The sequence below is a fragment of the Kitasatospora sp. NBC_01246 genome (genome assembly GCF_036226505.1).
Lineage (GTDB): Bacteria > Actinomycetota > Actinomycetes > Streptomycetales > Streptomycetaceae > Kitasatospora.
In genome coordinates this window covers 3,766,751-3,793,671 of record NZ_CP108484.1, presented here as the reverse complement: position 1 = coordinate 3,793,671, position 26,921 = coordinate 3,766,751, and the positions used below count along the sequence as shown (strand labels likewise).

Below are 26,921 nucleotides of genomic sequence, written 5' to 3'. Positions count from 1 at the left end.
CGGGGGCCCGACTGCCCCGCGCCCCCGCCCGCTCGCTCGGCGGCCGGCCGCGTTCAGCCGGTGAGACCCTCGTAGGCCCGGCGCAGCCGGTGGACGCCCTCGGCGATCCGGGCCGGGCTGTCGACGGCGGCATAGCTCAGCCGCAGGTGGGGCGCCGGGGGCTCGGCGGCGTAGTAGGGGCTTCCGGGGGCGACCAGCACCCCGGCGTGCAGCGCGGCGGTGGCCAGCGCGGCCTCGTCGGTGCCCTCCGGCAGCCGCAGCCAGAGGTGGTAGCCCCCGGGCCGGTGCGGGCCGAGCAGCCCGGGGAGTTCGCGGCGCAGCGCCGCCACCGTGAGCGTCCGGCGGTCGCGCAGCTCGGCGCCGAGGGTGCGCAGGTGGCGCGCCCAGCCCGGGTCGGCGACCAGTTCCAGTGCCGCCTCCTGGAGCGGCCGGGGCACGAAGAAGCTGTCCACCACCTGGGTCGCCCGCAGCCGCCGCAGGGCCGGGCCGCGGGCGGTCAGCGCGCCGACCCGCAGATTGGGCGAGGTGGCCTTGGTCAGCGAGCGCAGGTGGACCACCACGCCGTCCGGGTCGTCGGCGGCGAGCGGGCGCGGCAGTGCGGGGGAGTCGGCGTGGACCAGCCGGCGGGCGAAGTCGTCCTCGACGACGAACGCGCCGGCCGTCCGGGCGATCCGCAGCACCTCGGCGCGCCGCTCGGGGGAGAGCACCGCGCCGGTCGGGTTCTGGAACAGCGGCTGGCAGACGAAGACCCGGGCCCGGGTGGTGTCGAAGGCCGCCGCCAGCAGGTCGGTGCGCACGCCGTCCTCGTCCACCGGGACGGGGACCGGCCGCACGCCCGCCGCGCGGGCGACCGCGAGCGTCCCGGGATAGGTCGGCGACTCCACCAGCACGGGTGCGCCCGGGGCGGCCAGCGAGCGGATCGCGACGGTCAGCGCGCTCTGCCCGCCCGCCGTGACCAGGACGTCGCCCGCGCCCAGCGGCCCGCCGTTGCCGCCGATGTCCCGGGCGAACCAGGCGCGCAGTTCGGTCAGCCCGTCGACCGGCGGGCGCTCCCAGGCGCCGGGCCGCCGGCCGGCCCGGGCCAGGGCGGCGGCCAGCAGCCGCTCCGGCTGGAGCGAGGCGTGCGGGTAGCCGCCGTTCAGGTCGACCACGTCGGGCGGCGGGACGTTCAGGGTGGCGAACAGCGCGCCCGCGCCCCGGTCGCGCGGGCCCGCGTCGGCGCTCAGCGCGAGCTCCTGCCAGGAGAGGTCGCCGGGCCGGGCGGTCGGCGCGGCGAGCGGCGAACCGCCGCCGGTGGTGCCGCCGCCCGCGAAGGCGGCGGCCCGGAAGACCCCGGCGCCCGGCCGGGAGACCACCAGGCCCTCGGCCGCCAGCACGGCGATCGCCCGGGAGACCGTCACCGGGCTGACCTGGTGGCGCTCCATCAGGGCCCGGCTCGACGGCAGCTTGCGTCCCTCCGGGTAGCGCTCGACCTCCCGGCGCAGGCTGTCGGCCAGATCGGTCACGCTGCTACGCTCGTTCATGACGGCACAAGATAGCGCTACCCGCCCGATCGCGATAGCACCGCAGGCACCGATCGGCTCCGCCAGCTCGGGCAGCTCCGGCAGCTCCGGCAGCTCGGGCAGCTCCGGTACGGCCCTGGCGGCCCTCGGCGTCCTCTCCTTCTCCTTCAGCTTCCCCGCGACCGCCTGGGCCCTGTCCGGGTTCGGTCCGTGGACGGCGACCGGCCTGCGCGGCGCCGTGGCCGGGCTGCTCGCCGCGCTCTGCCTGGCGGCCGCCCGCGTCCCGCTCCCCGCGCGCCGGCACTGGCCCGGGCTGCTGGTGGTCTCGGCCGGCTGCGTGCTGGGCTTCCCGCTGCTCACCACGCTGGCGCTGCGGGCCTCCTCGACCGCCCACTCGGCTGTGGTCATCGGTGTGCTGCCGCTCGCCACCGCCGCGTTCTCGGCGCTGCGCACCGGCCGGCGCCCGTCCCGGGCCTTCTGGTGCGCGGCGCTGGCCGGTGCGGCGGCGGTGCTGGCCTTCACCCTGCTGCAGAGCCACGGGCGGCCGACCACCGCCGACCTCTACCTGTTCGCCGCGCTGGTGGTCTGCGCGGCCGGGTACGCGGAGGGCGGGCGGATCTCGCGGGAGCTGCCGGGGTGGCAGGTGATCGCCTGGGCGGTGGTCGCGGCGCTGCCGGTCACCGTGGTGACCACGGCGCTGGCGCTGCCGGGCGAGCCGGCGCACCCGGGGGTGAAGGCGCTGGCCGGGCTGGCGTACACGGCGGCGGTGTCGCAGCTCGGCGGGTTCGTGCTCTGGTACCGGGGGATGGCGGCGATCGGGGTGCCGAGGGCCAGTCAGCTCCAGCTCGCCCAGCCGCTGCTGACGCTGGTCTGGGCGGTGCTGCTGCTGGGCGAGGAGCTGCCGGTGGCGGCGCCGGTCACCGCGGTGGTGGTGCTGGTCTGCATCGCGGTCACCCAGCGCGCCCGCAGCTGAGACGGCCCGCGCCCGTACCGGCGGTGCGGTACGGGCGTGGGGCGGGTCGGTGCGGCCGGTCAGTACACGTCGTCCTCCGGCCGGTAGACGCAGAGCGCCCAGATGATGAAGACGTCCAGGGCGATCACCACGATCGACCAGAGCGGGTAGTACGGCAGGGCCAGGAAGTTGTCCAGGGCGCTCAGCGCGGTGAGGAACACACCGGCCCAGCGGGCCCAGGCGGCGCCCTTGAGGACGAAGGCACCGACCACCGCGACCAGGGCGCCGATGACGATGTGCACCCATCCCCACCCGGTGAGGTCGAAGCGGAAGACGTAGCGCGGGGTCGAGACGAAGATGTCGTCGTCGGCGACCGCCATGATGCCCCGCACCGCCTCCATGAAGCCGTTGATGAGCATCAGCACACCCGCGAACATCACCAGGCCGGGGGCCCAGTCACGGAACCGGTCGGCCGATGGCGGCGGGGGCGGCGCCCCGGTGCCGGGGCGCCCGGGCGGGGGCTGGTCGGGGGTGGGCGACGAGGTGCTCATGACTCCTCCTGGGCCGCAGGCCGGCGTCGTCGGCGGTTCCCGGCCGGAGCCGGACCGACGGCGAACAGGCGCACGGAAAGGGGTACGGACCTCGACCGTCCGCCGCGGCCGGGCGCCGGGCAACCGGACCGCGCCTGTTCGGGTGACCGGCCCCGCGCGCCCCCGGCGGGGCCGGGCGGCGGCTGGTAGTCGTTGTCCGACTGCTGTCCGGGCCCGGGCCGGCGGGCTCGACCGGGGCCCGGCCCCGAGTACGGAAGGTGCGCCGCGTGACTCTCCTGCCGAAGGACGCCGTGGAGCGGGCTCCGCGCCCGTCGCGCACGCCGCGACTGGACCGCCGGCGGGCGGCCGCGCGCCGACGGCGCGGCCGGGCCCTGGTGGGCTGGCTCACCACCACCGACCACAAGCGGATCGGCACCCTCTACATCACCACCGCGTTCCTGTTCTTCCTGGTCGGCGGGCTGATGGCGATGCTGATGCGGATCGAGCTGGCCCGGCCGGGGCTGCAACTGCTCTCCAACGAGGAGTTCAACCAGCTCTTCACCATGCACGGCACGATCATGCTGCTGATGTTCGCGACCCCGCTGTTCGCCGGCTTCGCCAACTGGATCATGCCGTTGCAGATCGGCGCGCCCGACGTGGCCTTCCCCCGGCTGAACGCGCTCGCCTACTGGCTCTACCTGTTCGGCTCGCTGATCGCCCTCTACGGCTTCGTCACCCCGGACGGCGCGGCCGACTTCGGCTGGTTCGCCTACGCGCCGCTGAACAGCGCCGAGCACAGCCCGGGCCTCGGCGCGGACCTGTGGATCATGGGCCTGGCCTTCTCCGGCTTCGGGACCATCCTCGGCTCGGTCAACTTCATCACCACGATCGTCTGCCTCCGGGCCCCCGGGATGACGATGTTCCGGATGCCGATCTTCGTCTGGAACATCCTGCTCACCGCCGTCCTGGTGCTCTTCGCCTTCCCGGTGCTGGCGGCCGCGCTGCTCTGCCTGGAGTCGGACCGCAAGTTCGGCTCGCACGTCTTCGACGCGGCGAACGGCGGGGCGCTGCTCTGGCAGCACCTGTTCTGGTTCTTCGGGCACCCGGAGGTGTACATCATCGCGCTGCCGTTCTTCGGCATCGTCACCGAGATCATCCCGGTCTTCAGCCGCAAGCCGGTCTTCGGCTACTCCGGGCTGATCGCCGCCACCATCGCCATCACCGGCCTGTCGATCACGGTCTGGGCGCACCACATGTTCGTCACCGGCCAGGTGCTGCTGCCGTTCTTCTCGATCATGACGATGCTGATCGCGGTGCCGACGGGGGTGAAGTTCTTCAACTGGATCGGCACCATGTGGAAGGGCTCGCTGAGCTTCGAGGCCCCGATGCTCTGGACGGTCGGCTTCCTGGTCACCTTCCTGTTCGGCGGGCTGACCGGGGTCCTGCTCGCGGCGCCGCCGATCGACTTCCACGTCTCGGACTCGTACTTCGTCGTCGCCCACTTCCACTACGTGGTCTTCGGCACCGTGGTCTTCGCGATGTTCGCCGGCTTCCACTTCTGGTGGCCCAAGTTCACCGGACGGATGCTGGACGAGCGGCTCGGGCGGATCCACTTCTGGACGCTCTTCGTCGGGTTCCACGCCACCTTCCTGGTGCAGCACTGGCTGGGCGCCGAGGGCATGCCGCGCCGCTACGCCGACTACCTGGCCTCGGACGGCTTCACCACGCTGAACACCGTCTCCAGCATCGGCTCCTTCCTGCTCGGCATCTCCACCCTGCCGTTCCTCTACAACGTCTGGCACACCGCGCGGTACGGCCGCAGGGTCACCGAGGACGACCCGTGGGGGTACGGGCGGTCGCTGGAGTGGGCCACCTCCTGCCCGCCGCCGCGGCACAACTTCGTCACCCTGCCCCGGATCCGATCGGAGTCCCCGGCCTTCGACCTGCACCACCCCGGGATCGCCGAGCTGGACCGGCGGCAGAACGCCCGTGAGCCGCTGGTCTGAGCGGGCCGGTGGGCGGCCGGGGGCCGGCGGTCGCTCGTTAGGATGAGAGCGCGTCCCGCCGGTTGCGGGGCGCGGCATCCGGAGGGAGTGGCCGTCATGGCAGAGGAGAGGCACGCCCCGGCGGCCGGGGATCCACGGGCCCGCCGGCGAGGCCAGGGCGAGCTGGAGGCCCAGGTGCTGGCGGTGCTCCAGCGGGCGCCCGGCCCGGCCACCGCGGTCTGGGTCCAGGAGCGGCTGGACGGCGGCCTGGCGTACACCACCGTGATGACCATCCTGTCCCGGCTGCACGCCAAGAAGGCCGTCTCGCGGACCCGATCGGGCCGCTCCTACCTCTGGCAGGCGTCCTCCGACGCGGCCGGGCTGGCCGCACTGCGGATGCGCCGGATGCTGGACGGCGAGCCGGACCGGGACGCCGTCCTGGCCAGCTTCGTCACCGCCCTGCTGCCGCACGACGAGGAGCTGCTGCGGACGCTGCTGGACAGCGCCGGTGCCGATCCGGCAGTGGCCGACCACGAGAGCTGACCCGTGGGCGTCTTCGTCTTCCTCCCGCTCATCCTGCCGCTGACCGCCGTCCCGATCGCCCGGCTCACCGAACAGCACCTGCATCCGCGCGGGGCGTCCCGGCTGCTGACCGTGATCAGTGCGGTGATGGCGCTGTGCAGCGCCGTCTGCCTCGGCCTGACCGGGGTGGTGGGCACCGCCCAGATCCCGGGCAACCCGCTGCCGGACAGCTGGTCCGACCCGGAGGTGCGGGCGGCGCTGCCGTACCACGAGACGGTCGGCACGGCGGCGATCTGCGTGCTGGCCGTGGTGGCCGGGGCCTGTCTGCGCACGGTGGTGCGACACCTGAGGATCCGGGCCCGGGCCCGCCGGGCGCTCGGCCGCGACCTCGGCGGCACGACCGGGTACGGACTCGCCGGGACCGCCGGGTACGGACTCGGCGGCACGCCCGGCGGGCTCCCGGACGACCTCGCGGTGCTGCCGGACGACCGGCCCTACGCCTACGCGCTGCCCGGCTCGCCGGGGCGGGTGGTGGTCTCCACCGGGATGCTGGCCGGGTTGGCGGCCGACGAGCGCGAGGCGCTGCTCGCGCACGAGCGGGCGCACCTGGAGCACCGGCACCACCGCTATCTGCTGATCACCCAACTCGCGGGCTGCGTCAACCCGTTCCTGCGGCCCCTGCAGCAGGCGGTGGCGTACAGCGCGGAGCGGTGGGCGGACGAGGAGTCGGCCCAGGCGGTCGGCGACCGGCGGATCACGGCCCGGGCGGTGGCCCGGGCGGCGCTGGTCTCGCACCGGGCGCCCGCTCCCGGCTTCGCCGCCTTCGCCGCGCCGGGGGCCGTGCCCGGCCCGGTGCCGCGCCGGGTGGCCGCGCTGCTCGGCCCGGTGCCGTCCTCGCGGAACTGGCCGCCGGCCCACACCCGGGCGGGCCTCGCGGCCATGGTGGCGGCGATCGGAACGGCCGCGTCGGCGCTCTGCGCGGTCAACGCGGCGGTGGCGCTGTTGCTGGTGCTGAAGGCCGTCACCCCGCTGTAGGGGCCCGGCGCTGTAGGGGCCCGGCACCGGCGGACCGCGCGTGGCGGGCCGGTTCGGCGGTCGGTTCGGTCGTCGGTTCTCCGGTCGGTCCGGCGGGCGGGTCGGCGGGCGGCGGCGTAGACACGGCGGACAGCGGGCATGGCACGTCATAGGGGTCGGCCGTCCGTCGTGAGAGGGTGCCCACCATGAAGGTGATCGAGTTCGTCCTGAACGCCATCTGGCTGATCTTCTGCGGGATCTGGATGGCGCTCGGCTACGTCATCGCCGGCATCATCTGCTGCGTCCTCATCGTCACGATCCCGTTCGGCATCGCCTCGTTCCGGATCGCCGGTTTCGTGATCTGGCCGTTCGGCCGGACGACGGTGGAGAGGCCGGAGGCCGGGGCGGCGTCCTGCGTGGGCAATGTGATCTGGCTGGTGTTCGCGGGCTGGTGGCTGGCGCTGGCGCACATCGCGACGAGCATCCCGCTGTTCGTGTCGATCATCGGGATCCCGTTCGGCTGGGCCAACCTCAAGATGATCCCGATCTCGCTGATGCCGCTGGGGCGCGAGGTGGTACCCACCGACGAGCGGTTCGGCGCGCGCTGAACCGCCCCCGCGGGCCGGTCGTCGGCCCTCCGGCGGTCCCGGCCCCGGTCACTCCACGGCCTCGCGCAGCCGCCGGAACTCCCGCGCCAGCGCGTCCAGCGTGTAGTGCGCGTTGAGCCCGCTCGGGTTGGGCAGCACCCAGACCTCGGTCTCCCCGAGGCCCTCCGGCTGCCGGCCGACCGCCGCCGTCCGCCGGCCGAAGGCCGTCCGGTACGCGCCGATGCCGAGCACGGCCAGCGCCCGCGGGCGCAGCGCCAGGACGCGGGCGGCGAGCGCGGCCCCGCCCTCGCGCAGTTCGTCGGCGGTGAGCTCGTCCGCCTTGGCGGTGGCGCGCGGGGCGACGTTGGTGATGCCGAGGCCGAGGTCGAGCAGCTCGCGCTGCTCGTCCGGGCGGAACTGGCGCGGGGTGAAGCCGGAGCGGTGCAGCGCGGGCCAGAACCGGTTGCCCGGCCGGGCGAAGTGGTGACCGGTGGCGCCCGACCAGAGGCCGGGGTTGATCCCGCAGAACAGCACCCGGAGCCCGGGGCCGGCGATGTCCGCGATGGTGCTGTCGCGAGCGGCGAGCAGCTGGTCCTGCGTGGGCTTCCTGGGCGTCTCGGTCACCCGCCCAGTCTGCCGGTGGCGGCTGCCGGCCGGGTACGGGGGTGGTGCGGTCCGCACCCGGCCGGGCGGCGCGGCTACCCCGGTACGGCCACCGCCAGCAGCCGGGCCCGGCGCCGTGCGCGCAGCCACCGCACGCCGTAGACCACCGCCGCCGCGTACGCCCAGCCGGCGAGGACGTCGACGATGAAGTGCTCAGCCCCGTAGACCAGGGTGAACGCCATCGCGAGCGGGTACGCGACCAGCAGCACGCGGACCCACCGCGCGGCCGTCGGCCAGAAGAAGAACAGCAGCATCGCCGGGTACGCGGAGTGCAGCGAGGGCATCGCGGCGACGTCGTTGGCGAACCGGCTGCCGTTCTCGAAGACCGACCCGGCCCGGGGCAGCCCGCTCTGCGTCAGCACGTCCGACACCACCCGGGTGAGCGCCGGCATGTGGCCCTCCTGCGCGGTGAGCCACGGCGGGTCGGCCGGGAACAGGAGGTACGTCGCGAAACCGGCGAAGGTCAGCGCGAGGTAGCAGGTGAGCAGGTGCCGGAACCGGTCGTGGCGGCGCCGCCAGAGCACGGCCAGCACCACGAAGATCATGAAGAAGTGCGACATGTAGACGAGGACCGCCGCGTAGTCGTACCAGTGCGGCGAACCGGCGGTGTAGAGCCCGTGCTGCAGCCGGACCGTCCAGGTCTCACCGAAGCCGAGCAGCTCGTCCGCCCGCAGCTGCGGCCGCCAGTGCGGGGCCCACGGGGTGTGCGCGCCGTACCCGCGCAGCAGCGAGTACGCCCAGACGACGGCCATCACCGGCACCCAGTCGCGCAGCACCAGCAGGAAGCCGCGCGTCCCGTGGCCGCTGTGCACGGCGGCGGCCAGCAGCGCGCCGATCAGCCAGCAGAAGACCACGTCGTTGGAGTACGGCAGGCCGTACGTGCGCACGTACCAGAGCAGGGCGACGAGGTAGAGCGGCCACGCCAGGAGCCGCAGCCGCGTCAGTGCGCTGGCGCGCGCACCGGGCAGCGGCCGGGTCACCGGACGCAGCCGCCCGGCGCTCGCGGGTGGGGGCGGCGCCGGGCGGAGCAGTTTGGTCATGCCAGCCGAAGCTAGCAAGGCATTCTTTGAGAACTCTTCACGCGAACGGCCTGTCGTCCAGCAAAGACTCAGAAAGACGCCGGACAGCGGAACGGCCCGGCCCGCCCGATCGGCCCCGTGCGGCGCGGTGCGGGCGGACTCCGCCGCAGGTCGCGGGGCCGGTCGGCAGTGGTCAGGAGACGGTGGTCAGGAGACGGTGCCCAGCTCGTGGGGCGTGTTGTTGAACCGCCGGCCGCCCTGGTCGGTCACCGTCACGATGTCCTCGATCCGCACCCCGAAGCGGCCGGGCAGGTAGACACCGGGCTCGATCGAGAAGCACATCCCCGGGACGAGCGGCTGCTCCTCGCCCTCGACCAGGTAGGGCGGCTCGTGCGTGGTGATGCCGATGCCGTGCCCGGTGCGGTGGATGAAGTACTCGCCGTACCCGGCCTCGGTGATCACCCGGCGGGCGATCCGGTCGATCTCCTGGCAGGTCACGCCGGGCCGGACCGCCTCGAACGCGGTCTGCTGCGCCTGCCGGACGACGTCGTGCACCGTCCGCACCTCGGCCGGGACGTCCGTGCCGACGTGCACCGTCCGGGTGGTGTCGGAGCCGTAGCCGTCCTTGAGGCCGCCGAAGTCCAGGACGACGGTGTCCCCGGCCTCGATGACCCGGTCACCCGCCTCGTGGTGCGGGTTGGCGCCGTTGGGGCCGGAGCCGACCACGGTGAAGTCGACCTGGCTGTGCCCGTACTGGATGAGCAGGGCGCTGAGGTCGGCGGCCACGTCGGTCTCCCGCCGGCCGGCGAACCGCACCTCCAGGATGCCGCGGTAGGCGGCGTCCGCGGCGCCGCCGGCCGCGGCCAGCCGCTCCAGCTCGTCGGTGTCCTTGACCGCCCGGAGCATCGGCAGCGCCTCGGTGAGCGAGGTCCAGCCGGCGCCCGGCAGGGCGGCCTGGAGGCCGAGCAGGTGCATCGCCCAGGCGTTGTCCGAGACGCCGTAGCGGCCGGCGGGGTCGAGCAGCGGGACGGCGGTGTCGTAGGGGCTCTCGCCGTCCGTCCAGTCGAGCAGCCGCAGGCCGGGGGCGCCGGTGGCCCGTTCGGCGTCGGGCCGCTCCAACTTGGGGACGATCAGGGCGGGTTCGCGGCCGTCGGTGAGGAGCAGCGCGGTCAGCCGTTCGGTGATCGCGGTCGGCTGGTAGCCGCAGAGGTAGACCAGGTCGGGGCCGGGGGCGACGACCAGGCCGCTGAGTCCGGCGGCGGCCGCGTCGGCGGTGGCCCGGGCCATCCGGGCGGTGTAGTCCTCGGTGGTGAACGGTCGTGGCATGAGGGTTCCTCTCTGCGTCTGTCCCGTACCGGAAGTGCTGCGTCTGCCCCGTACCGGAATTCCGTTTCTGTCCCGTTGGGTCTTCCCCGCTGTCTTTCCCGCTGTCTTCCCCGCCGTCCTTCCCGTTCTGGAACCGGTCCCGGACCGGTGGCCGTCCGGGTCGGGCCGGCCGTCGGGCGCGGGCTGTCGCGCGTACCGAACTCCCTCACGTCCGGGTGGACTCGGCGTAGTGCCGGAGGAACAACGCCTCGACGTGGGCCATGTGTTCGATCTCGCCGGGATCGACGCTCTCGTTGGGCGCGTGGATCAGGCAGCGCGGCTCCTCGACGCCCATCAGGATGATCTCCGCGTCCGGGTAGGTGCGGGCGAACACGTTGCAGAGCGGGATCGAGCCGCCCTGGCCGAGGAAGGAGATCGGCTTGCCGTAGACCTCCCGCATGGCCCGGTCGAGCGCCTGGTACGCCGGCCCGCCGGTGGAGGCCTGGAACGGCGAACCGACGCTCTCCGGCTCGACCGTGACCTGCGCGCCCCACGGCACGGCGGCCTTCAGGTGCGCGGTCAGCGCGTCCTGGGCGGCCCGCGCGTCGGTGCCGGGCGGCACCCGCAGGCTGACCCGGGCGCGGGCGGTGGCCGGGACGGCGGCCGCCGAGCCGACCACCGGGGGGCAGTCGATGCCGAGCACGGTGACGGCGGGCCTGGCCCAGAGCCGGTCGGCGACGGTGCCGGAACCGGTCAGCCGGACGCCCTCCCGGACCCCGGCGTCGGTGCGGAACTGCTGCTCGTCGTAGCCGACGCCGCGCCAGGTGCCGGTGGAGTCCAGGCCGTCGATCCGGGTGCCGCCTTCGGCGTCGCGCAGCGAGTCGAGGGCGCGGATCAGCGCGGCCAGGGCGTCCGGGGCGGGCCCGCCGAACATGCCGGAGTGCACGTCGCCGGCGAGGGTCGAGACGCCGACCACCACGTTGGTGACCCCGCGCAGCGAGGTGGTGGCGGTCGGCACGCCGACCGCCGCGTTCCCGGTGTCGCAGACCAGCAGGGCGTCGGCGTGCAACTCGCCCGCGTGCGGCGGCACGTACGCCTCCAGCCCGCCGGTGCCCTGCTCCTCGGAGCCCTCGGCGACGAACTTGATGCCGACCGGGAGGTCGTCGCCGAGCGCCCGCAGGGCGGTGAGGTGCATGACGATGTTGCCCTTGCAGTCGGCGGTGCCGCGTCCGTACCAGCGGCCGTCGCGCTTGGTGAGCTCGAACGGCGGGGAGGTCCAGGCGGCGTCGTCGAGCGGCGGCTGGACGTCGTAGTGGCAGTAGAGCAGGACGGTCGGGGCGCCGGGCGGCGGCGGGCGGTGGCCGATCACGGCGTGGCTGCCGTCCGGCGTCTCCTCCAGATGGACGTCGCGCAGGCCGGCCCGGGTGAAGGCGGCGGCGACCCACTCGGCGGCCTCGCGGCACTTCTCCGGCGGGTACTGGCGGGGGTCGGCGACGGAGGGGATGGCGACCAGCTCGGCCAGGTCGTCCTTGGCCCGGGGCATCAGGGCGGCGATCCGGCGGGCGAGTTCGTCGGTCATGGGTACGGCTCCTGGGCGATCGGTCGGTTCGGTGGGCTGATCGTCAATTGCGCACGGTGTCACGGAGCTTGAGGTCGTCGATCTTCTGCCGGATGTCGGCGAGCTTGTCCGGGCAGTACACCGAGAGCACGATCGACTCCGCGAACACCACCTCGCGGTCGGAGAGCACCGGCCGCTGCCCGGGACCGCCCGCGCCGTTGGACATCCCGTACTTCCACTGCGCCTGGTTCAGCGCGTCGGCCGGGTTCTCGCAGACCGCGCCGCCGTCCTCGCCCAGGGTGTGCACGATCTGGCTCTGGCTGGGCACCGGGTAGCCGGCCGCCGTCAGCGCGGACGAGAGCTGCTTGGCCTTGTCGTTGGCCTCGTTGGTGCTGTGCAGCTGGGAGTACGTCAGCAGACCGGTGATCAGCATGCCGACCAGCAGGACGATCGCGCCCAGGTAGATCCAGCGGTGGCGGGAGGCCATCATGGTGCCGGTCATGCCGCACCTCCGGTGGTGCCGCGCCGTTCCTCGGCCTCCTGCTCGGCCAGTTCGGCCTGGGCGTCGGGGTTGCGCCAGGAGGGCTTGCGCAGTCTCAGGAACAGGTAGGGGATCACCAGGCCGAGCAGCACCAGGCCACCGCCGACGATCGCGACGTACGACCAGACACTGCCGCTGCCGAACTGCGAGGACGGGACGAACCCGATCGCCATCGCTGCCGCCGAGGCGATCAGGCCGGTCACGCAGACCGGGACCAGCGCCGGGGCGCGGTAGCCGCGGGGGTGGTCCGGCTGGGTGCGGCGCAGCCGGATCGCGGCGGCGAACATCAGCAGGTAGACGATCAGGTAGACCTGCGTGGTGATCACCGAGAAGATCCAGTAGGCACTGGAGACGTTCGGGATCAGGGCGTAGGCGAGGGCGATGACCGTGGTGACCACACCCTGGGTGACCAGCAGGTTCTGCTGGATCCCCTCCTTGTTCAGCCGCTGCAGGAACGGCGGCAGGTAGCCCTCCTGGCGGGAGATCATCAGCAGGCCCTTGGACGGTCCGGCGAGCCAGGTGAGCATGCCGCCGAGGGAGGCGGCGATCAGCGCCACCGCGATCACCGGGGTGAGCCAGCCGATGTGGAAGTACTGGAAGAAGGAGTCGAAGGCCTGCATCACGCCGGCCGTCAGGCTGAGCTGGCTGGACGGCACCACCCAGCTGATCGCCAGCGCGGGCAGGATGAAGATCAGCAGGACCATCCCGGAGGCGGTGAACATCGACCGCGGGAACTCCCGGGCCGGATCGCGGAGCGAGGAGACGTGCACCGCGTTCATCTCCATGCCGGAGTAGCTGAGGAAGTTGTTGACGATCAGCACCAGGCTGGCCAGGCCGGTCCACTGCGGGAAGAGGTGCGCGGCGTTCATCGGGGCGGCCGAGGTGTTGCCCTGGCCGAGGAAGACGAGGCCGAGCACCACGAGCAGCGTGCCGGGGATCAGGGTGCCGATCACCAGGCCCCAGGAGGAGAGGCCGGCCACGGCCTTCGTCCCGCGCGAGGAGACCCAGACGCCGGTCCAGTACAGCACCATGATCACGACGGCGGTGTAGGGCCCGTTGCTGGCCAGCGCCGGGTTGACCACGTACGCGATCGTCGAGGCCACGTACGCGAGCAGCGACGGGTAGTAGAAGATCGTCATCGCGAACTGGCACCAGACGGCGAGGAAGCCCAGCGGCTTCGACAGGCCCTCCGACACCCACCGGTAGACGCCGCCCTCCCAGCCGGAGGCCAGCTCGGCGGAGACCAGCGCGGTCGGCAGCAGGAAGACGATCGCGGGGACTAGGTAGAGGAAGACGCAGGCCAGGCCGTAGACCGCCATGGTCGGCGCGGCCCGGAGGCTGGCCACGGAGCTGGTCGTCATCAGCGCCAGCGTCAGCCAGGACATCCGTGGTGCGCCGGCCATCCGGGTGGCGACCGCGCCGCCGCTCCTGCTGGCGGCGCTCGGGCCGGGGCTGCCCCGGCCGGGCGAGGGTGCCTCCATCGAACTCATGCGTCCTCCTCGGGTACGGCCCGGGGTACGTCCACCGGGGGTCCGCTCCGGCGGTGGGGTTCGCCCCGGGAGAGCCCCGGGGGCGGGCCGTACCCGGCCAGTTCACCCGGTTGCCGGGGGTGTCGCATGCGGCGTGCGCCCGCTCGGGTGAGTGGCTGTCAGGGATGCGCGGCGGAGGTTTGGCCCGCGGGGCCCCGGTGCCCGGTTCGCCGCCCCGGTCGGCTATCCGGTCGGCCGTCCCGGTCGGTCATCCGGTCGGCCGTCCCGGTGCCTCCGGCGGTCAGGACCGCCTGGTCCGTCCGCGCGGGCCGTCCGCACGCCGCACCGCCGCCTCCGGCGGTCCGATGCGCCCGGGCCGTCCGATACGGGCGCATCGGACGGCCCCTCCGGGGCGCGGTGCCGCCGCGTCCGGGGCCTGCCCGAAGCCCTGTCCGGGCCCTGCCGCGGGCGCCCGAACCCGGAGCCGTGCCGTCCGGGCCCTACCCGTCCGGGTACGGAATGGTAAATGCCGGGCGGAGTGTCAGTGCCTTGGTTCAGGATGACTGAATGTCGTACGAACTTCAGGCGCTGATCGGTTCGGCGGAGCTGCTCGCGGTGGCCGCCGCGGAGGTCCCGGCCGCCCGTCTCAGTCCGCTGGCCCAGGGGTTGGCCCTGATACCGGCCACCCCCGCCTTCCTGTCCGCGCTCCAGTTCGGCCGCGGTGAGCCCGGGTTCGGCGGTGAGTCCGGTTTCGACTGGTTCCCGGACGGCCTCGAACGCCGGCTCGCCGCGTGGTCCAAGGCCGGTCCGATCGCCTGCGTGGAGGCCGACTACTTCGGTGGCAGCGGCACCCAGCGCGCCGCCGTCTGGGCCGACGGCCGGCTCGACCTGGGCCCGCTCGTCAGCGGCGAGTTCGAACCCAGCCCGCCCGAGGGCAGCCCGATCTCCCGCGCCCTGCGGCGCATCGGCGCCCGCGTCGTGGACGCCCACCACCACGACGAGTTCGAGGCGGTCGGCCTGACCGCCCACCGCCGCACCGACGGCTGGGCCGCTCCCGACGGGGCGTGAACCGTTCGGCGTACCCGCGGTGGCTGGGTCAACTGGCTTGCCCCAACGTGTGAATCAGGCATTTCGCCTGATTCGCATCGAGAGGAAGCATCACCCATGCGTGCCACTTGGATGGCCGCCGCGCTGACCGCAGCCATCGCGCTGACCCCGGTCGCCACGGCGTCCGCCACCGCCGCCGGCAACGAAGCCGCGGCCTTCACCCCCGCCAGCTCGCCCCCCGCGTTCCTCGCGGACGTCCCGCTGCCGGTCGGCGTGCCGCCGGTCGCGGCCCCGCCGGTCTCCGCCCCGGCTCCGGCGCTCCCCGCCGCACCCGACCTCGCCGCGGCGCCGGCCGCCGTGCCCGACCCGGCCGCCGCGCTCGGGGCGCTGGGCGGTCTCGGCGACGTCCTCAAGCTGGTCAGCGGCCTGCTCTCGGCCGCCACCCCGCCGACCGGCAGCCCCGACCTCGGCGTCCTCCAGCAGCTGCTCGCCACGCTCGACACGGCGACGAAGGGCCTGCTCGCCCAGCTGCCCGCGGCCCCGGTGGCGGCCCCCGTGCCCGCTCCGGCCCCGCTGGACCAGCAGCCGGCGGCGGAGCCCCCGCGCACCACCACCCCCGCGCTCCCGCCGCTGGCCCTGGAGGACCGGCTCGCCTCGCTCGGGACCAAGGCCAAGGCCCTGGTCGACGCCGCCACGGCCGCCAAGCCGAACCCGGCCGCCGTCCAGCAGACCGTCACGGCTCTGGCCCCCGACACCGTCGCGACCACCACCGGTACGGTCACCCGCCTCACCGGCCCCTGACCCACCGCCCGACACGACGGCCCCCGGACACCACACGGTGTCCGGGGGCCGTCGCCACTGCGCGTCCCGACGGGACTAGCGGTAGTTCACGTACTGGAGCGCGAAGTCGAGGTCCTTGCCCTTGAGCAGGGCCTGGACGGTCTGCAGGTCGTCGCGGCTCTTCGAGGTCACGCGGAGCTCGTCGCCCTGGACCTGGGCCTTGACGCCCTTCGGGCCCTCGTCACGGATGATCTTCGCGACCTTCTTGGCATCGTCCTGGGAGATGCCCTCCTTCACGTCCGCGAAGATCTTGTACTCCTTGCCGGACAGCTGGGGCTCCTTGGCGTCCAGCGCCTTCAGCGACAGGCCACGCTTGATGAACTTGCTCTGCAGCACGTCCAGAATGGCCTTCACCCGCTCCTCGCCGCTGGCCTTCATCTCGATCGTTTCGCCGGAGCGGCTGATCTCGGCGCCGACGTTCTTGAAGTCGAAGCGGGTGGCGATCTCACGCGAGGTCTGGTTGATCGCGTTGTCGACCTCCTGCCACTCGACCTTCGAGACGATGTCGAAACTGGAGTCGGCCATGGGTGTTGGTCTCCTTGATGCTCTGGCTTCACTGACACGGCCCGCCCCACCGGACGCCCGCAGCCCCAGCCTATCCAGCACCACCCCGCCCCCGCCCCCGACAGCCACGCCACATCCGTTGATCATCACGTGACCAACCAGGTGGCGAACCACCCCCCGGCATCAGGTATCGTTTACGGAGTCGAACGGGGCAAGCCCCGCGAGACACCAAATCCTGGCTGGTTGCCCGAGCGGCCAAAGGGAGCAGACTGTAAATCTGCCGCGTAAGCTACGCAGGTTCGAACCCTGCACCAGCCACTGGATTACCAGACCGGCCCTGAACAGCGGAAACGTTGTTCAGGGCCGGTTTTGTCGTACCCGGGGGCGGGTCTCGGGCGTGGGCGTCCCGGTTCGGCGGTGCCGGGGGGTCAGAAGAGCGTGGGGGCCGGAGGGTCGGGGGTGACGCCGGGGAGGGCGTCCTGCCAGGCGGTGGCCCGGGAGAGCGGGAGGGGTCGCATGCTCGCCTCGCAGAGGAGGAGGGAGCGGCGGTCCCTCTTGTGGTCGTGGATGACGCCGTAGCCGGCCCGGCGGGTGGGCATCAGGGCGACCGGTCGGCCGCAGGCGGGGCACTGGACTCGTGGTGCGCGCATGGGTGAAGCCTGCCCGAGGGGGCCGACATCGGCGGGCGGCCGGTGCGGCTCAGGGGGCGGCCAGGAGGAGGGCGGCCGCCGTGGGGGTGTCGGGGGCGGTGTGGGTGGGGGCGGGGTGGGCCGGGGGGAGCGGCGGAGGTGGGGTGGGGGTGATCCAGATGGAGCGGAGGCCGCAGGCGTGGGCGCCCAGCAGGTCGGTGGCGGGGTTGTTGCCGACCATCCAGGTGTCCGGGGTGAGGGTGCGGCCGAGGCGGGCGGCGGCCAGGCGGAAGATCTCGGGGTCGGGCTTGCGGGCGCCGGCCTCCTGGGAGACGCAGACGGCGTCGACGGCGGGGAGCAGGCCGGTCCGGGCGAGTTTGGCGCGCTGGACGTCGGTGTAGCCGTTGGTGACGACGCCGATGGTCCAGCCGGCTTCGCGCAGGGCGGTGAGGGCGGCGGGGACGCCCGGGATCGGGTGGGTGCGGGCGGCCTCGTGGGCGACGTGTTCCTCCCAGAGGGCCTCGCCGGACTGCCGGAGGCCGTAGCGGGCGGCGATCCCGGCGAAGCCGGCCGGGGAGCGGTCGGCGCGCACCAGCGTGACGATGGTGGGTGCGGTGTCCAGGGGGAGGCCGTGGGCGGTGCAGAACGCGGTGGCCCAGGCGTCGGTGCCGCCGTCGCGTTCGACCAGGGTGTGGTCGAGGTCGATGAGGAGGAGCGGGCTCGCCTGCGGAGAGTGGTGATCCATGCGCGGAGCGTAGCCCGCCGGAGGGGTCGGCATTGTTGCGCATTACTTGCAATTGCTTCCTGGGGGCAGCAGAGTGTTCTCCGAGGGGTGGGGCCGGGCCGTTCAGCCTCCCTGCCGAGAAGTTCCGGACGTGCCCAGGTGCGCCGGGAGTCCTCCGTCCGAGCTGATCGTCTTCCCAACCGGCGCCCGCCGGGACATCGGCCCGCCCACCCCGCGCAGAAACCCCCGACGAGGCGTCAACGAGGCGTCAAGGGCGCCCGGCGGTGCGTCAGGAACGCGTAGGGAGACCGGGGACGGAGCTCCCGGGCCCGCAGGATCGGAGCAGTACCCGACTGCGGAGGTTCCGTACGATGTCCAGCGTCACCACCCCGGTCGTCATCGCCGAGCCCGAGCCCGACCCCTCAGCCGAGGCCCCGGCCACCGGCGCGTCCCCGGAGGACCGTCACCGGCTGACCGCGCTGGGCGGGCTGGCGGCGCTGTCCCTGGACGCGATGGCCTCGGTGGCGTACGGCCCGGAGTCGATCGTGCTGGTGCTCACGGCGGCCGGGGCGTACGGGCTGGGCTTCACGCTCCCGGTGACGGCGGCGATCGCGGTGCTGCTGGCCGTCCTGGTGGCCTCCTACCGGCAGGTGATCGCGGCCTTCCCGGACGGCGGCGGCTCGTACGCGGTGGCCAAGGCGCACCTGGGGCGCCGGACGGCGCTGACCGCGGCGGCCTCGCTCGTCATCGACTACGTGCTGAACGTGGCGGTGTCGGTGACGGCCGGGGTGGCGGCGCTGACCTCGGCGGTGCCGGGCCTGTACGGCGACCGGGTCTGGCTCTGTCTCGGGGTGCTCGCCCTGGTGACGGCGGTGAACCTGCGCGGGATCGCCGAGTCCGCCCGCTGGTTCCTGGCGCCGACCGCGGTGTTCGTGCTGTCGATCCTGGCGATCGTCGTGGTCGGCCTGTTCCGGGACGCGCCGGCGAGCACCGAGGCCGCTGCCGGGCACGCGTCCGTGCTGGCCGGCAACGCCACCGCGGTGGGCGCGCTGCTGCTCCTCAAGGCCTTCGCGGCCGGCTGTTCGGCGCTGACCGGCGTGGAGGCGGTGGCGAACGCCGTCCCGTCCTTCCGCACGCCGGGCGTGAAGCGCGCGCAGCGTACGGAGGTCGCGCTCGGCGCGCTGCTGGGCGTGATGCTGATCGGACTGGCCGTGCTGATCGGCCGCTTCCACCTCCAGCCGGTCGAGGGCGTCACCGTCCTCGCCCAGCTCGCCGACGCCTCGCTGGGGCACGGCGCCGGCTTCTACCTCGTCCAGTCCGCCACCGTGGTGCTGCTCGGGCTGGCCGCCAACACCTCCTTCGGCGGACTGCCCGTCCTGCTGCACCTGCTGGCCCGGGACAACCACCTGCCGCACGTCTTCGCGCTGCGCGCCGACCGCCAGGTCCACCGGCACGGCGTCCTCTTCCTCGCCGGGGTCTCGGCGGTGCTGCTGGTCGGCTCGGGCGGTGACGTGAACAGCCTGGTGCCGCTGTTCGCGATCGGGGTGTTCGTCGGCTTCACCGTCTGCCAGGTCGGCATGGTCCGGCACTGGTGGCTGGAGAGGCCGGCGCGCTGGCGGGCCAAGGCCGCCCTGAACGGCTTCGGCGCCCTGCTCACCGGGGTGGCGGCGGTCGTCGTCACCGGGACCAGGTTCGCCGAGGGCGCCTGGGGCATCTGTCTGGCCCTGCCGCTGCTCGTGCTGCTCTTCGAGGCGGTCCACCGCGGCTACGCCCGGATCGGCGAGCGCCTGGAGCTCGGGCGCGTCCCCGGCCCGCTCACCCCGCGGCGGAGCCTGGTCGTCGTCCCGGTGACCGCGATCACCCGGCTCACCCGCGACGCGCTCTCCACCGCGCTGTCGCTCGGCGACGCGGTCATGGCCGTCACCGTGGTCCACGAGGCCGCCGAGGCCGAGGCGCTGCGCCGGGACTGGGAGCTCTGGCGGCCCGGCGTGCCGCTGGTGGAGGTCCCGGACGGCCACCGCCGGCTCGGTCCGCCGATCGCCTCCTTCGTCGACCGGCTCGCCACCGAGCACGCCTACGACCGGCTCACCGTGCTGATCCCCGAGGTCGAGCCCGTCCGCCCCTGGCAGCGGGCACTGCAGAACCGGCGCGGCGCCGTCATCGACCGGGCCCTGCGCCGGCACACCGACGCGGTGGTCTGCCGGCTGCGGATGCGGATGTAGCGGCCGGGGAGCGGTGCCTCAGGAGCAGCTCGCGAATGGGGGAAATTAAGAACCTATGTCGTAAATGTCCTATCCGATCGTCATATCTTGACGATGTCTTAACGGCCCCCCTTGACGCCCCCGAAACGCCTCCGAGCCGCTCGGAGCACGCCCCCCATAGCGGCTTCCACCTGCGGGAACACCCCGCCCAAAGGGCGTGTCCGGCGCTCGCGGTACTCCGCTCGGGCCCATGGACGGTCCGTTTTCCGCCCTTACGCTCGCCCATGTGTTCAACCTGCCCCAGGCGCTCAAGCGCCTAGTGATCGGCCGAGCCATGCGCAGCGAGGAGCTGGGCGAGACGCTGCTCCCCAAGCGGCTGGCGCTGCCGATCTTCGCTTCCGACCCGCTCTCCTCGGTCGCCTACGCGACCCAGGAGATCCTGTTGGTGCTCACCGTCGGTGGCACCGCCTTCCTGTACCTGACCCCGTGGGTCGCGGCCGGTGTGGTCGCGCTGATGGCGGTCGTGGTGATGTCCTACCGCCAGGTCGTCCACGCCTACCCGAGCGGCGGCGGCTCGTACGAGGTGGTGTCCCGCAACCTCGGCGCCAACTCGGGCCTGGTGGTGGCGGCTTCGCTGCTGGTCGACTACGTGATGACGGTCGCGGTGTCGGTGGCCTCGGGCGTCGACAACATCATCTCGGCGCTGCCCTCGCTGGCCGACCACCGGGTCGAACTGGCGGTCGCCTTCGTCGTGCTGCTCGCGGCGATGAACCTGCGCGGGGTCCGGGAGTCCGGCAAGGCCTTCGCCGCGCCGACGTACCTGTTCATCGGCGGCATGCTGCTGATGGTGGTCACCGGACTGGTCAAGGCGCTCTTCGGGGACACCCCGGTGGCGGCCAGCGCCTCGTACGGGATCCTGCCGGTGGACGGCAAGGACACCCTGGCCGGCCTCGGTCTGCTGATGCTGGGCCTGCGGGCGTTCGCCTCGGGCTGCACGGCGCTGACGGGCGTGGAGGCGATCTCCAACGGCGTACCGGCCTTCCGGGCGCCCAAGTCGAGGAACGCCGCCGCCACGATGGCCGTGATGGGCACCACGGCCGTGGTCATGTTCGTCGGCATCACCGCGCTGGCGCTGATGTCCAAGGTCCACATCGCCGACGACGCCTGCACGTTGACCGGCTTCGCGGGGGACTGCCACACTGCGCCGCAGCAGACCGTGATCGCCCAGCTGGCGGCCGCGATCTTCGGTGGCGACCGGAGCTTCCTCTTCTACTTCATCCAGGCCGTCACCGCGCTGGTGCTGATCCTGGCGGCCAACACCGCCTTCAACGGCTTCCCGCTGCTGGCCTCGATCCTGGCCGAACACCGCTACCTGCCCCGGCAGATGCACACCCGCGGCGACCGCCTCGCCTTCTCCAACGGCATCATCGCCCTCGCGGTGGTGGCCGGCGGGCTGCTCTGGCTGTACGAGGCGGACGTCACCAGCCTGATCCACCTCTACATCCTGGGTGTCTTCACCTCCTTCACGCTCTCCCAGATCGGCATGGTGAAGCACTGGAACCGGGTGCTGCGCACCGAGACCGAGCCGGGCGTGCGCGGCCCGGCCCAGCGCGCCCGGGTGATCAACGCCTTCGGCGCGGTCACCACCGCGCTGGTGCTGGTCATCGTGCTGCTCACCAAGTTCACCCAGGGCGCCTGGCTGGCCGTGGTCGCGGCGGTGGTGCTCTGGGTGATGATGCGGGGCATCCGCCGGCACTACGACCGCGTCGCCGAGGAACTGGCGGTGGACGACCCGGAGGCCGACTCGGTGCGCCCCTCCCAGGTGCACGGGATCGTGCTGGTCTCCAAGCTGCACAAGCCCACCCTGCGGGCGCTCGGCTACGCCGAGGCGTTCCGGCCGGACTCGCTGGAGGCGCTGACCGTGGCGGTGGAGCGGGAGGCCACCGGCGAACTGGAGCGGCAGTGGGGCGAGCTGGACGTCCGGGTGCCGCTGAAGGTGCTGGACTCGCCGTACCGGGAGATCACCAAGCCGGTGGTGGCGTACGTGCGCGAGTACCGCCGGACCAGGCCCCGGGACGCGGTGGCCGTCTTCATCCCCGAGTACGTGGTCGGGCGCTGGTGGGAGCACCTGCTGCACAACCAGTCGGCGCTCTGGCTGAAGAGCAGGCTGCTCTTCACCCCGGGCGTGATGGTGATCAGCGTGCCGTGGCAGCTGACCTCCTCCAGCAAGGCGCACCACCCGTCCCGCCGGGCCCCCGGCGCGGTCCGCCGCGGCGAGCCGGCGACGCGGTCGGAGTACGAGCGGCTGCCGGCGCCCGAGAACGCCTGAGGCGTCGCCGCCGAGAGCCCCGGACCACGCCGAGAGCCCCGGACCACGCCGGAGCCCCGGACCACGCCGAGAGCCCCGATCCCACGCCGGGAGCCCCGGACCACGCGGTCCGGGGCTCCCGGCGTATCCGCGCGGCCGTCCCGAGGGACGCCCGGCAGCGCGACGGGCGAGGCGTGAAGGGCAGCGCGGGGAGTCACCGTATGGAGCCCGTCAACAATCGAACGGGCGCCGTATGGAGGGCGTCAAGAACGGCGGTGACGGTCCGTGGGCGCGGTTGGCTGGCGAGGCCGGCCCACCGCCGGTGCCGCGTCGACCGCCCGCAGGGGCCGGGCCGCGGCCACCTCCGAACCACTGTGGTGGAGCCCATGTCCGATCTCATCCACGTCGGTGTCACGGTCGCCGTGTTCGCCGTCATCGCCCTGATCGCGCGGGGGGTGGAGAAGCTGTGAGCGCCGAGAACGTCGCAGGTCTCATCGTGGCCGTCGCCCTCGTCGGCTACCTCGTCGTCGCGCTGATCTACCCGGAGAAGTTCTGACATGGGTTCCGTTCTCGCGGGCTGGTCGCAGGTCGTCGCCCTGGTGGGCGCGCTGGCCCTGTGCTACCGGCCCCTGGGCGACTACGTCGCCCGGATCCTGACCACGTCCAAGCACCTCAGAGCCGAACGCGGCCTGTACAAGGTCATCGGGGTGGACGGCGACGCCGACCAGCGCTGGCCGGTCTACCTGCGCTCGGTGCTGGCCTTCTCGGCCGTCTCGGTGCTCTTCCTCTACGGCCTGATCCGGCTCCAGGGACACCTGCTGCTGAGCCTCGGGGTCCCGCAGATGTCGGGGCACCAGGCGTGGAACACCGCGATCTCCTTCACCGCCAACACCAACTGGCAGTCCTACAGCGGTGAGTCCGCGATGGGGCACCTGGCGCAGATGGCGGGCCTGGCGGTGCAGAACTTCGTCTCCGCCGCCGTCGGCATCGCCGTGGTGGCCACGCTGATCCGGGGCTTCACCCGCAACCGGACGGACCGGGTGGGCAACTTCTGGGTCGACCTGACCCGGATCACGCTGCGGCTGCTGCTGCCGGTCTCGATCGTCTTCGCGCTGGTCCTGGTGGCGAACGGGGTGGTGCAGAACTTCCACGGGTTCCACGAGGTGACCACCCTGGCGGGCGACCCGCAGGCGGTCCCGGGCGGGGCGGTGGCCTCGCAGGAGGTCATCAAGCTGCTGGGCACCAACGGCGGCGGCTTCTACAACGCCAACTCGGCGCACCCGTTCGAGAACCCCACCGGGTTCACCAACCTGCTGCAGGTCTTCCTGATCCTGCTGATCCCCTTCGCGCTGCCGCGCGCCTTCGGGAAGATGGTGGGCGACCACCGGCAGGGCTACGCCATCGTCGCGGTGATGGGCCTGTTCTGGGTCGCCTCGGTCGCGCTGATCACCCTCTCCGAGGCCCGGCACTCCGGTACCGCGATGCAGGCGGCCGGCGGCGCGATGGAGGGCAAGGAGCAGCGGTTCGGCATCGCGGCGTCCAGCCTGTTCGCGGCCTCGACGACGCTCACCTCGACCGGCGCGGTGAACTCCTTCCACGACTCGTACTCGCCGTTCGGCGGCGGGCTGACGATGTTCAACATGATGCTGGGCGAGATCGCGCCCGGCGGCACCGGTTCGGGCCTGTACGGGATGCTGGTGCTAGCGATCGTGGCGGTCTTCGTGGCCGGGCTGATGGTCGGCCGCACCCCGGAGTACCTGGGCAAGAAGCTGGGCGGGCGGGAGATGAAGTTCGCCTCGCTCTACATCCTGACCACGCCGACGCTGGTGCTGGTCGGCACCGGGGTGGCGATGGCGCTGCCCGGTGAGCGGGCCGGGATGCTCAACTCCGGTGCGCACGGCTTCTCCGAGGTGCTGTACGCGTTCACCTCGGGCGCGAACAACAACGGTTCGGCGTTCGCCGGGATCACGGTGAACACCGACTGGTACGACACCGCGATCGGACTGGCGATGGTGTTCGGCCGGTTCCTGCCGATGGTCTTCGTCCTGGCGCTGGCCGGCTCGCTCGCGAGCCAGCAGCCCGTCCCCGCCACCCCGGGCACCCTGCCCACCCACAAGCCGCTGTTCGTGGGCCTGCTGTCGGGCGTCGTCCTGATCGTCGTCGGTCTCACCTACTTCCCGGCCCTGGCTCTCGGGCCGATCGCGGAAGGTCTCTCCTGATGTCCTCCACCCTTACCGACAAGCCGGCCGCGCAGCCGCAGGGGCCCGCGGCGGCGCCGCACAGGGTCTCCGGCGGACTGCTGGACCCGAAGCTGATCGTCTCGTCGCTGCCCGACGCGGTGAAGAAGCTCGATCCCCGGGTGATGGTCAGGAACCCGGTGATGTTCGTGGTCGAGGTCGGCTCGGTCGTGACCACGATCGCCGCGATCGCCGACCCGTCCGTCTTCGCCTGGTCGATCACCGTCTGGCTCTGGCTGACCACCGTCTTCGCCAACCTGGCCGAGGCGGTGGCCGAGGGCCGCGGGAAGGCGCAGGCGGACACCCTGCGCAAGACCAAGACGGACACCATGGCCCGCCGCCTCACCGACTGGCCGGCGAGCCGGGCCGAGGAGGAGGTGCCGGGGACGGCGCTGTGCCTGGGCGACCACGTGGTGGTCGAGGCCGGGCAGATCATCCCCGGTGACGGCGACGTCGTCGAGGGGGTCGCCTCGGTGGACGAGTCGGCGATCACGGGCGAGTCCGCGCCGGTGATCCGCGAGTCGGGGGGTGACCGCAGCGCGGTCACCGGCGGCACCAAGGTGCTCTCCGACCGGATCGTGGTGAAGATCGCCTCCGAGCCCGGCAAGTCGTTCATCGACCGGATGATCGCCCTGGTCGAGGGCGCGGCCCGGCAGAAGACGCCGAACGAGATCGCGCTCAACATCCTCCTGGCCTCGCTGACGATCGTCTTCCTGATCGCGGTCGTCACGCTCCAGCCGATGGCCACCTACGCGGGTGCGCCGCAGTCGATGATCGTGCTGGTGGCGCTGATCGTGGCGCTCATCCCGACCACCATCGGCGCGCTGCTCTCGGCGATCGGCATCGCGGGCATGGACCGGCTGGTCCAGCGCAACGTGCTGGCGATGTCCGGCCGGGCCGTCGAGGCCGCCGGCGACGTCAACACCCTGCTGCTCGACAAGACCGGCACCATCACCCTCGGCAACCGCCAGGCCGCCGAGTTCCTCTCCGCCACGGGCGTCTCCACCGAGCGGCTCGCGGACGCCGCCCAGTTGTCGTCCCTCGCGGACGAGACCCCGGAGGGCCGCTCGATCGTCGTCCTCGCCAAGACCGGCTACGGCCTGCGGGCCCGTGCCCAGGGCGAGTTGACGCACGCCACCTGGGTGCCGTTCACCGCGCAGACCCGGATGTCCGGCGTCGACCTGGACGAGGCCGACGGGGTCCACCAGATCCGCAAGGGCGCGGCCGCCGCGGTCACCCACTGGGTCACCGGCCACGGCGGCACGGTCACCGACGAGGTCTCCGCCCTCGTCGACGGCATCTCGGCGGCCGGCGGCACACCGCTTGTGGTGGCGACGCGCACGGCCTCGGCCCCGGCCCGGGTGCTGGGCGTCATCCACCTCAAGGACGTCGTCAAGGAGGGCATGCGGGAGCGGTTCGACGAGCTGCGCCGGATGGGCATCAAGACCATCATGATCACTGGCGACAACCCGCTGACCGCCAGGGCGATCGCGGAGGAGGCGGGCGTGGACGACTTCCTCGCCGAGGCCACCCCCGAGGACAAGATGGCCCTGATCAAGAAGGAGCAGGAGGGCGGCAAGCTGGTCGCGATGACCGGCGACGGCACCAACGACGCCCCCGCCCTCGCCCAGGCCGATGTCGGCGTCGCGATGAACACCGGGACCATGGCGGCCAAGGAGGCCGGCAACATGGTCGACCTGGACTCCAACCCCACCAAGCTGATCGAGATCGTCGAGATCGGCAAGCAACTCCTGATCACCCGCGGCGCGCTCACCACCTTCTCGATCGCCAACGACGTCGCGAAGTACTTCGCGATCATCCCGGCGATGTTCGCGGCGGTCTACCCGGGCCTGGACAGGCTCAACATCATGGGCCTGCACAGCCCGCAGTCCGCGATCACCTCGGCGATCGTCTTCAACGCCCTGGTCATCGTCGGCCTGATCCCGCTCGCCCTGCGCGGGGTCAAGTACCGCCCTTCGGACGCGAGTTCCCTGCTGCGCCGCAACCTGGGGGTCTACGGCTTCGGCGGTCTGGTCGTCCCCTTCGTCGGGATCAAACTGATCGACCTCGTCGTCCAGTTCGTCCCCGGCCTGAGCTGAGAGAGGAGAACCCAGATGTCCAAGCCCCTGCCCACCACCGTGCGCACGCACCTCACCGCACTGCGGATGCTGCTGGTGATGACGGTGATCCTCGGCCTCGCCTACCCGCTGCTGGTCACCGGCATCGGCCAGGTCGCCTTCGCCGACAAGGCCAACGGCTCGATCGTGAAGACCGCCGACGGCAAGGAGGTCGGCTCCAGTCTGCTGGGCCAGACCTACGACCTGCCCAAGCGGAACCCCGGCGACGAGAACGAGGCGGCCCGGCCGGACCCGAAGTGGTTCCAGCCCCGGCCCTCCGCCGGCGGGTACGACCCGAAGAGCTCCGGCGCCTCCAACCTGGGCCCGAACAGCGAGGACCTCGCCAAGGCGATCGAGGACCGCCGCGCCGCGGTCGCCGCGTTCGACGGCGTCGACCCGGCGAAGGTGCCGGTGGACGCGGTCACCGCCTCCGGCTCGGGCCTCGACCCGCACATCTCGGTCGCCTACGCCGAGGAGCAGGCCGCCCGGGTCGCCGGGGCCCGGAACCTGCCGGTGGAGACGGTGGAGAAGCTGATCGACAGGTACACCGAGGGCCGCTCGCTGGGCTTCCTCGGCCAGCCGGGAGTCAACATCGTCCTTCTCAACACGGCTCTGGCACACCAGAAGTGACGGCCAGGCAGGCAGCGCCGTGAGACAGGCCGACCCG

24 protein-coding genes and 1 tRNA gene are annotated in these 26,921 nt (G+C 72.9%); 14 read left to right on the top strand and 11 right to left on the bottom strand.

Annotated elements, in window-relative coordinates:
- Positions 1-53 precede the first annotated feature (53 nt).
- Positions 54-1,523 carry an aminotransferase-like domain-containing protein gene (locus tag OG618_RS16585; RefSeq protein ID WP_329488212.1) on the bottom strand — a complete coding sequence of 490 codons (1,470 nt, stop codon included), beginning with the start codon at positions 1,521-1,523 and terminating at the stop codon, positions 54-56.
- Here OG618_RS16585 and OG618_RS16580 point away from each other — a divergent pair.
- Positions 1,522-2,475, top strand: a complete 954-nt coding sequence (locus tag OG618_RS16580) for a DMT family transporter (protein ID WP_329488211.1) — start codon at positions 1,522-1,524, stop codon at positions 2,473-2,475. The genes OG618_RS16585 and OG618_RS16580 overlap by 2 nt on opposite strands.
- Before the next feature lie 59 nt (positions 2,476-2,534).
- Here the strand turns inward: OG618_RS16580 and OG618_RS16575 are convergent, their stop codons facing one another.
- Entirely contained in the window at positions 2,535-3,005 is a 471-nt protein-coding gene (locus tag OG618_RS16575; protein WP_329488210.1) for a DUF7144 family membrane protein, read from the bottom strand.
- A gap of 326 nt (positions 3,006-3,331) precedes the next feature.
- Here OG618_RS16575 and ctaD point away from each other — a divergent pair, with 326 nt between their 5' ends.
- From ctaD to OG618_RS16555, 4 genes are all read left to right on the top strand, one after another.
- Positions 3,332-4,990: an aa3-type cytochrome oxidase subunit I gene (ctaD, locus tag OG618_RS16570; RefSeq protein WP_329492142.1), complete on the top strand. Its 1,659-nt coding sequence runs from the start codon at positions 3,332-3,334 to the stop codon at positions 4,988-4,990.
- Positions 4,991-5,086: 96 nt separating this feature from the next.
- Entirely contained in the window at positions 5,087-5,512 is a 426-nt protein-coding gene (locus tag OG618_RS16565; RefSeq protein ID WP_329488209.1) for a BlaI/MecI/CopY family transcriptional regulator, read from the top strand.
- 3 nt (positions 5,513-5,515) lie between these two features.
- Positions 5,516-6,526 (top strand): M56 family metallopeptidase, encoded by a 1,011-nt coding sequence (locus OG618_RS16560; protein ID WP_329488207.1) that lies wholly within the window; start codon positions 5,516-5,518, stop codon positions 6,524-6,526.
- Positions 6,527-6,711: 185 nt separating this feature from the next.
- Positions 6,712-7,113, top strand: a complete 402-nt coding sequence (locus OG618_RS16555) for a YccF domain-containing protein (RefSeq protein ID WP_329488206.1) — start codon at positions 6,712-6,714, stop codon at positions 7,111-7,113.
- Between the two features lie 48 nt (positions 7,114-7,161).
- On the opposite strand, the gene mug is transcribed toward OG618_RS16555, so the two are convergent.
- The 6 genes from mug to OG618_RS16525 form a co-directional block, all read right to left on the bottom strand.
- Complete coding sequence (mug, locus tag OG618_RS16550; RefSeq protein ID WP_329488205.1) at positions 7,162-7,716, bottom strand: G/U mismatch-specific DNA glycosylase; 555 nt, start codon at positions 7,714-7,716, stop codon at positions 7,162-7,164.
- A gap of 74 nt (positions 7,717-7,790) precedes the next feature.
- On the bottom strand, positions 7,791-8,795 hold the full coding sequence (locus OG618_RS16545; protein WP_329488204.1) for a phosphatase PAP2 family protein: 1,005 nt from the start codon (positions 8,793-8,795) through the stop codon (positions 7,791-7,793).
- A gap of 186 nt (positions 8,796-8,981) precedes the next feature.
- Positions 8,982-10,100, bottom strand: a complete 1,119-nt coding sequence (locus OG618_RS16540; RefSeq protein ID WP_329488203.1) for an aminopeptidase P family protein — start codon at positions 10,098-10,100, stop codon at positions 8,982-8,984.
- 205 nt (positions 10,101-10,305) lie between these two features.
- On the bottom strand, positions 10,306-11,658 hold the full coding sequence (locus tag OG618_RS16535; protein ID WP_329488202.1) for a dipeptidase: 1,353 nt from the start codon (positions 11,656-11,658) through the stop codon (positions 10,306-10,308).
- A gap of 43 nt (positions 11,659-11,701) precedes the next feature.
- Positions 11,702-12,139: a hypothetical protein gene (locus OG618_RS16530; protein WP_329488201.1), complete on the bottom strand. Its 438-nt coding sequence runs from the start codon at positions 12,137-12,139 to the stop codon at positions 11,702-11,704.
- The gene (locus tag OG618_RS16525) at positions 12,136-13,668 is read right to left on the bottom strand and encodes an APC family permease (RefSeq protein ID WP_442906805.1); all 1,533 of its coding nucleotides are present in this window, start codon (positions 13,666-13,668) and stop codon (positions 12,136-12,138) included. The genes OG618_RS16530 and OG618_RS16525 overlap by 4 nt, the downstream gene beginning before the upstream one ends.
- 546 nt (positions 13,669-14,214) lie before the next feature.
- Between OG618_RS16525 and OG618_RS16520 the strand changes: the two genes are divergently transcribed.
- Positions 14,215-14,715 carry a hypothetical protein gene (locus tag OG618_RS16520; RefSeq protein ID WP_329488200.1) on the top strand — a complete coding sequence of 167 codons (501 nt, stop codon included), beginning with the start codon at positions 14,215-14,217 and terminating at the stop codon, positions 14,713-14,715.
- 96 nt (positions 14,716-14,811) lie between these two features.
- Complete coding sequence (locus tag OG618_RS16515; RefSeq protein WP_329488199.1) at positions 14,812-15,495, top strand: hypothetical protein; 684 nt, start codon at positions 14,812-14,814, stop codon at positions 15,493-15,495.
- A gap of 75 nt (positions 15,496-15,570) precedes the next feature.
- Here OG618_RS16515 and OG618_RS16510 read toward each other — a convergent pair whose 3' ends face one another.
- On the bottom strand, positions 15,571-16,059 hold the full coding sequence (locus tag OG618_RS16510; RefSeq protein WP_329488198.1) for a YajQ family cyclic di-GMP-binding protein: 489 nt from the start codon (positions 16,057-16,059) through the stop codon (positions 15,571-15,573).
- A gap of 216 nt (positions 16,060-16,275) precedes the next feature.
- Here OG618_RS16510 and OG618_RS16505 point away from each other — a divergent pair.
- Positions 16,276-16,356, top strand: a tRNA-Tyr gene (locus OG618_RS16505).
- Positions 16,357-16,466: 110 nt separating this feature from the next.
- Here the strand turns inward: OG618_RS16505 and OG618_RS16500 are convergent.
- Together OG618_RS16500 and OG618_RS16495 are read right to left on the bottom strand one after the other, a co-directional pair.
- Positions 16,467-16,688, bottom strand: a complete 222-nt coding sequence (locus OG618_RS16500) for a hypothetical protein (protein ID WP_329488197.1) — start codon at positions 16,686-16,688, stop codon at positions 16,467-16,469.
- Positions 16,689-16,737: 49 nt separating this feature from the next.
- Positions 16,738-17,412, bottom strand: coding sequence for an HAD family hydrolase (locus OG618_RS16495; RefSeq protein WP_329488196.1), 675 nt, complete (start codon positions 17,410-17,412; stop codon positions 16,738-16,740).
- Between the two features lie 350 nt (positions 17,413-17,762).
- On the opposite strand from OG618_RS16495, the gene OG618_RS16490 reads away from it, so the two are divergent.
- The 6 genes from OG618_RS16490 to kdpC all read left to right on the top strand — a co-directional run bounded on the left by OG618_RS16490 (position 17,763) and on the right by kdpC (position 26,884).
- Positions 17,763-19,613 (top strand): APC family permease, encoded by a 1,851-nt coding sequence (locus OG618_RS16490; protein ID WP_329488194.1) that lies wholly within the window; start codon positions 17,763-17,765, stop codon positions 19,611-19,613.
- 229 nt (positions 19,614-19,842) lie between these two features.
- Positions 19,843-21,921, top strand: coding sequence for an APC family permease (locus OG618_RS16485; protein WP_329488193.1), 2,079 nt, complete (start codon positions 19,843-19,845; stop codon positions 21,919-21,921).
- 445 nt (positions 21,922-22,366) lie between these two features.
- Complete coding sequence (gene kdpF, locus OG618_RS16480) at positions 22,367-22,456, top strand: K(+)-transporting ATPase subunit F (RefSeq protein WP_238863773.1); 90 nt, start codon at positions 22,367-22,369, stop codon at positions 22,454-22,456.
- Position 22,457: 1 nt separating this feature from the next.
- Positions 22,458-24,119, top strand: a complete 1,662-nt coding sequence (gene kdpA / locus OG618_RS16475) for a potassium-transporting ATPase subunit KdpA (RefSeq protein WP_329488190.1) — start codon at positions 22,458-22,460, stop codon at positions 24,117-24,119.
- On the top strand, positions 24,119-26,236 hold the full coding sequence (gene kdpB / locus OG618_RS16470) for a potassium-transporting ATPase subunit KdpB (protein ID WP_329488187.1): 2,118 nt from the start codon (positions 24,119-24,121) through the stop codon (positions 26,234-26,236). Before kdpA ends, kdpB begins: the two co-directional genes overlap by 1 nt.
- Positions 26,237-26,251: 15 nt before the next feature.
- Entirely contained in the window at positions 26,252-26,884 is a 633-nt protein-coding gene (kdpC, locus tag OG618_RS16465; RefSeq protein ID WP_329488185.1) for a potassium-transporting ATPase subunit KdpC, read from the top strand.
- Positions 26,885-26,921: the final 37 nt, after the last annotated feature.

Coding starts and splice junctions, on each gene's coding strand:
- OG618_RS16580 (WP_329488211.1), top strand. CDS start 1,522: ATGACGGCACAAGATAGCGCTACCCGCCCGATCGCGATAGCACCGCAG.
- OG618_RS16585 (WP_329488212.1), bottom strand. CDS start 1,523: ATGAACGAGCGTAGCAGCGTGACCGATCTGGCCGACAGCCTGCGCCGG.
- OG618_RS16575 (WP_329488210.1), bottom strand. CDS start 3,005: ATGAGCACCTCGTCGCCCACCCCCGACCAGCCCCCGCCCGGGCGCCCC.
- OG618_RS16565 (WP_329488209.1), top strand. CDS start 5,087: ATGGCAGAGGAGAGGCACGCCCCGGCGGCCGGGGATCCACGGGCCCGC.
- OG618_RS16555 (WP_329488206.1), top strand. CDS start 6,712: ATGAAGGTGATCGAGTTCGTCCTGAACGCCATCTGGCTGATCTTCTGC.
- OG618_RS16545 (WP_329488204.1), bottom strand. CDS start 8,795: ATGACCAAACTGCTCCGCCCGGCGCCGCCCCCACCCGCGAGCGCCGGG.
- OG618_RS16540 (WP_329488203.1), bottom strand. CDS start 10,100: ATGCCACGACCGTTCACCACCGAGGACTACACCGCCCGGATGGCCCGG.
- OG618_RS16535 (WP_329488202.1), bottom strand. CDS start 11,658: ATGACCGACGAACTCGCCCGCCGGATCGCCGCCCTGATGCCCCGGGCC.
- OG618_RS16530 (WP_329488201.1), bottom strand. CDS start 12,139: ATGACCGGCACCATGATGGCCTCCCGCCACCGCTGGATCTACCTGGGC.
- OG618_RS16525 (WP_442906805.1), bottom strand. CDS start 13,668: ATGAGTTCGATGGAGGCACCCTCGCCCGGCCGGGGCAGCCCCGGCCCG.
- OG618_RS16520 (WP_329488200.1), top strand. CDS start 14,215: ATGTCGTACGAACTTCAGGCGCTGATCGGTTCGGCGGAGCTGCTCGCG.
- OG618_RS16515 (WP_329488199.1), top strand. CDS start 14,812: ATGCGTGCCACTTGGATGGCCGCCGCGCTGACCGCAGCCATCGCGCTG.
- OG618_RS16510 (WP_329488198.1), bottom strand. CDS start 16,059: ATGGCCGACTCCAGTTTCGACATCGTCTCGAAGGTCGAGTGGCAGGAG.
- OG618_RS16500 (WP_329488197.1), bottom strand. CDS start 16,688: ATGCGCGCACCACGAGTCCAGTGCCCCGCCTGCGGCCGACCGGTCGCC.
- OG618_RS16495 (WP_329488196.1), bottom strand. CDS start 17,412: ATGGATCACCACTCTCCGCAGGCGAGCCCGCTCCTCCTCATCGACCTC.
- OG618_RS16490 (WP_329488194.1), top strand. CDS start 17,763: ATGTCCAGCGTCACCACCCCGGTCGTCATCGCCGAGCCCGAGCCCGAC.
- OG618_RS16485 (WP_329488193.1), top strand. CDS start 19,843: ATGGACGGTCCGTTTTCCGCCCTTACGCTCGCCCATGTGTTCAACCTG.
- kdpA (WP_329488190.1), top strand. CDS start 22,458: ATGGGTTCCGTTCTCGCGGGCTGGTCGCAGGTCGTCGCCCTGGTGGGC.
- kdpB (WP_329488187.1), top strand. CDS start 24,119: ATGTCCTCCACCCTTACCGACAAGCCGGCCGCGCAGCCGCAGGGGCCC.
- kdpC (WP_329488185.1), top strand. CDS start 26,252: ATGTCCAAGCCCCTGCCCACCACCGTGCGCACGCACCTCACCGCACTG.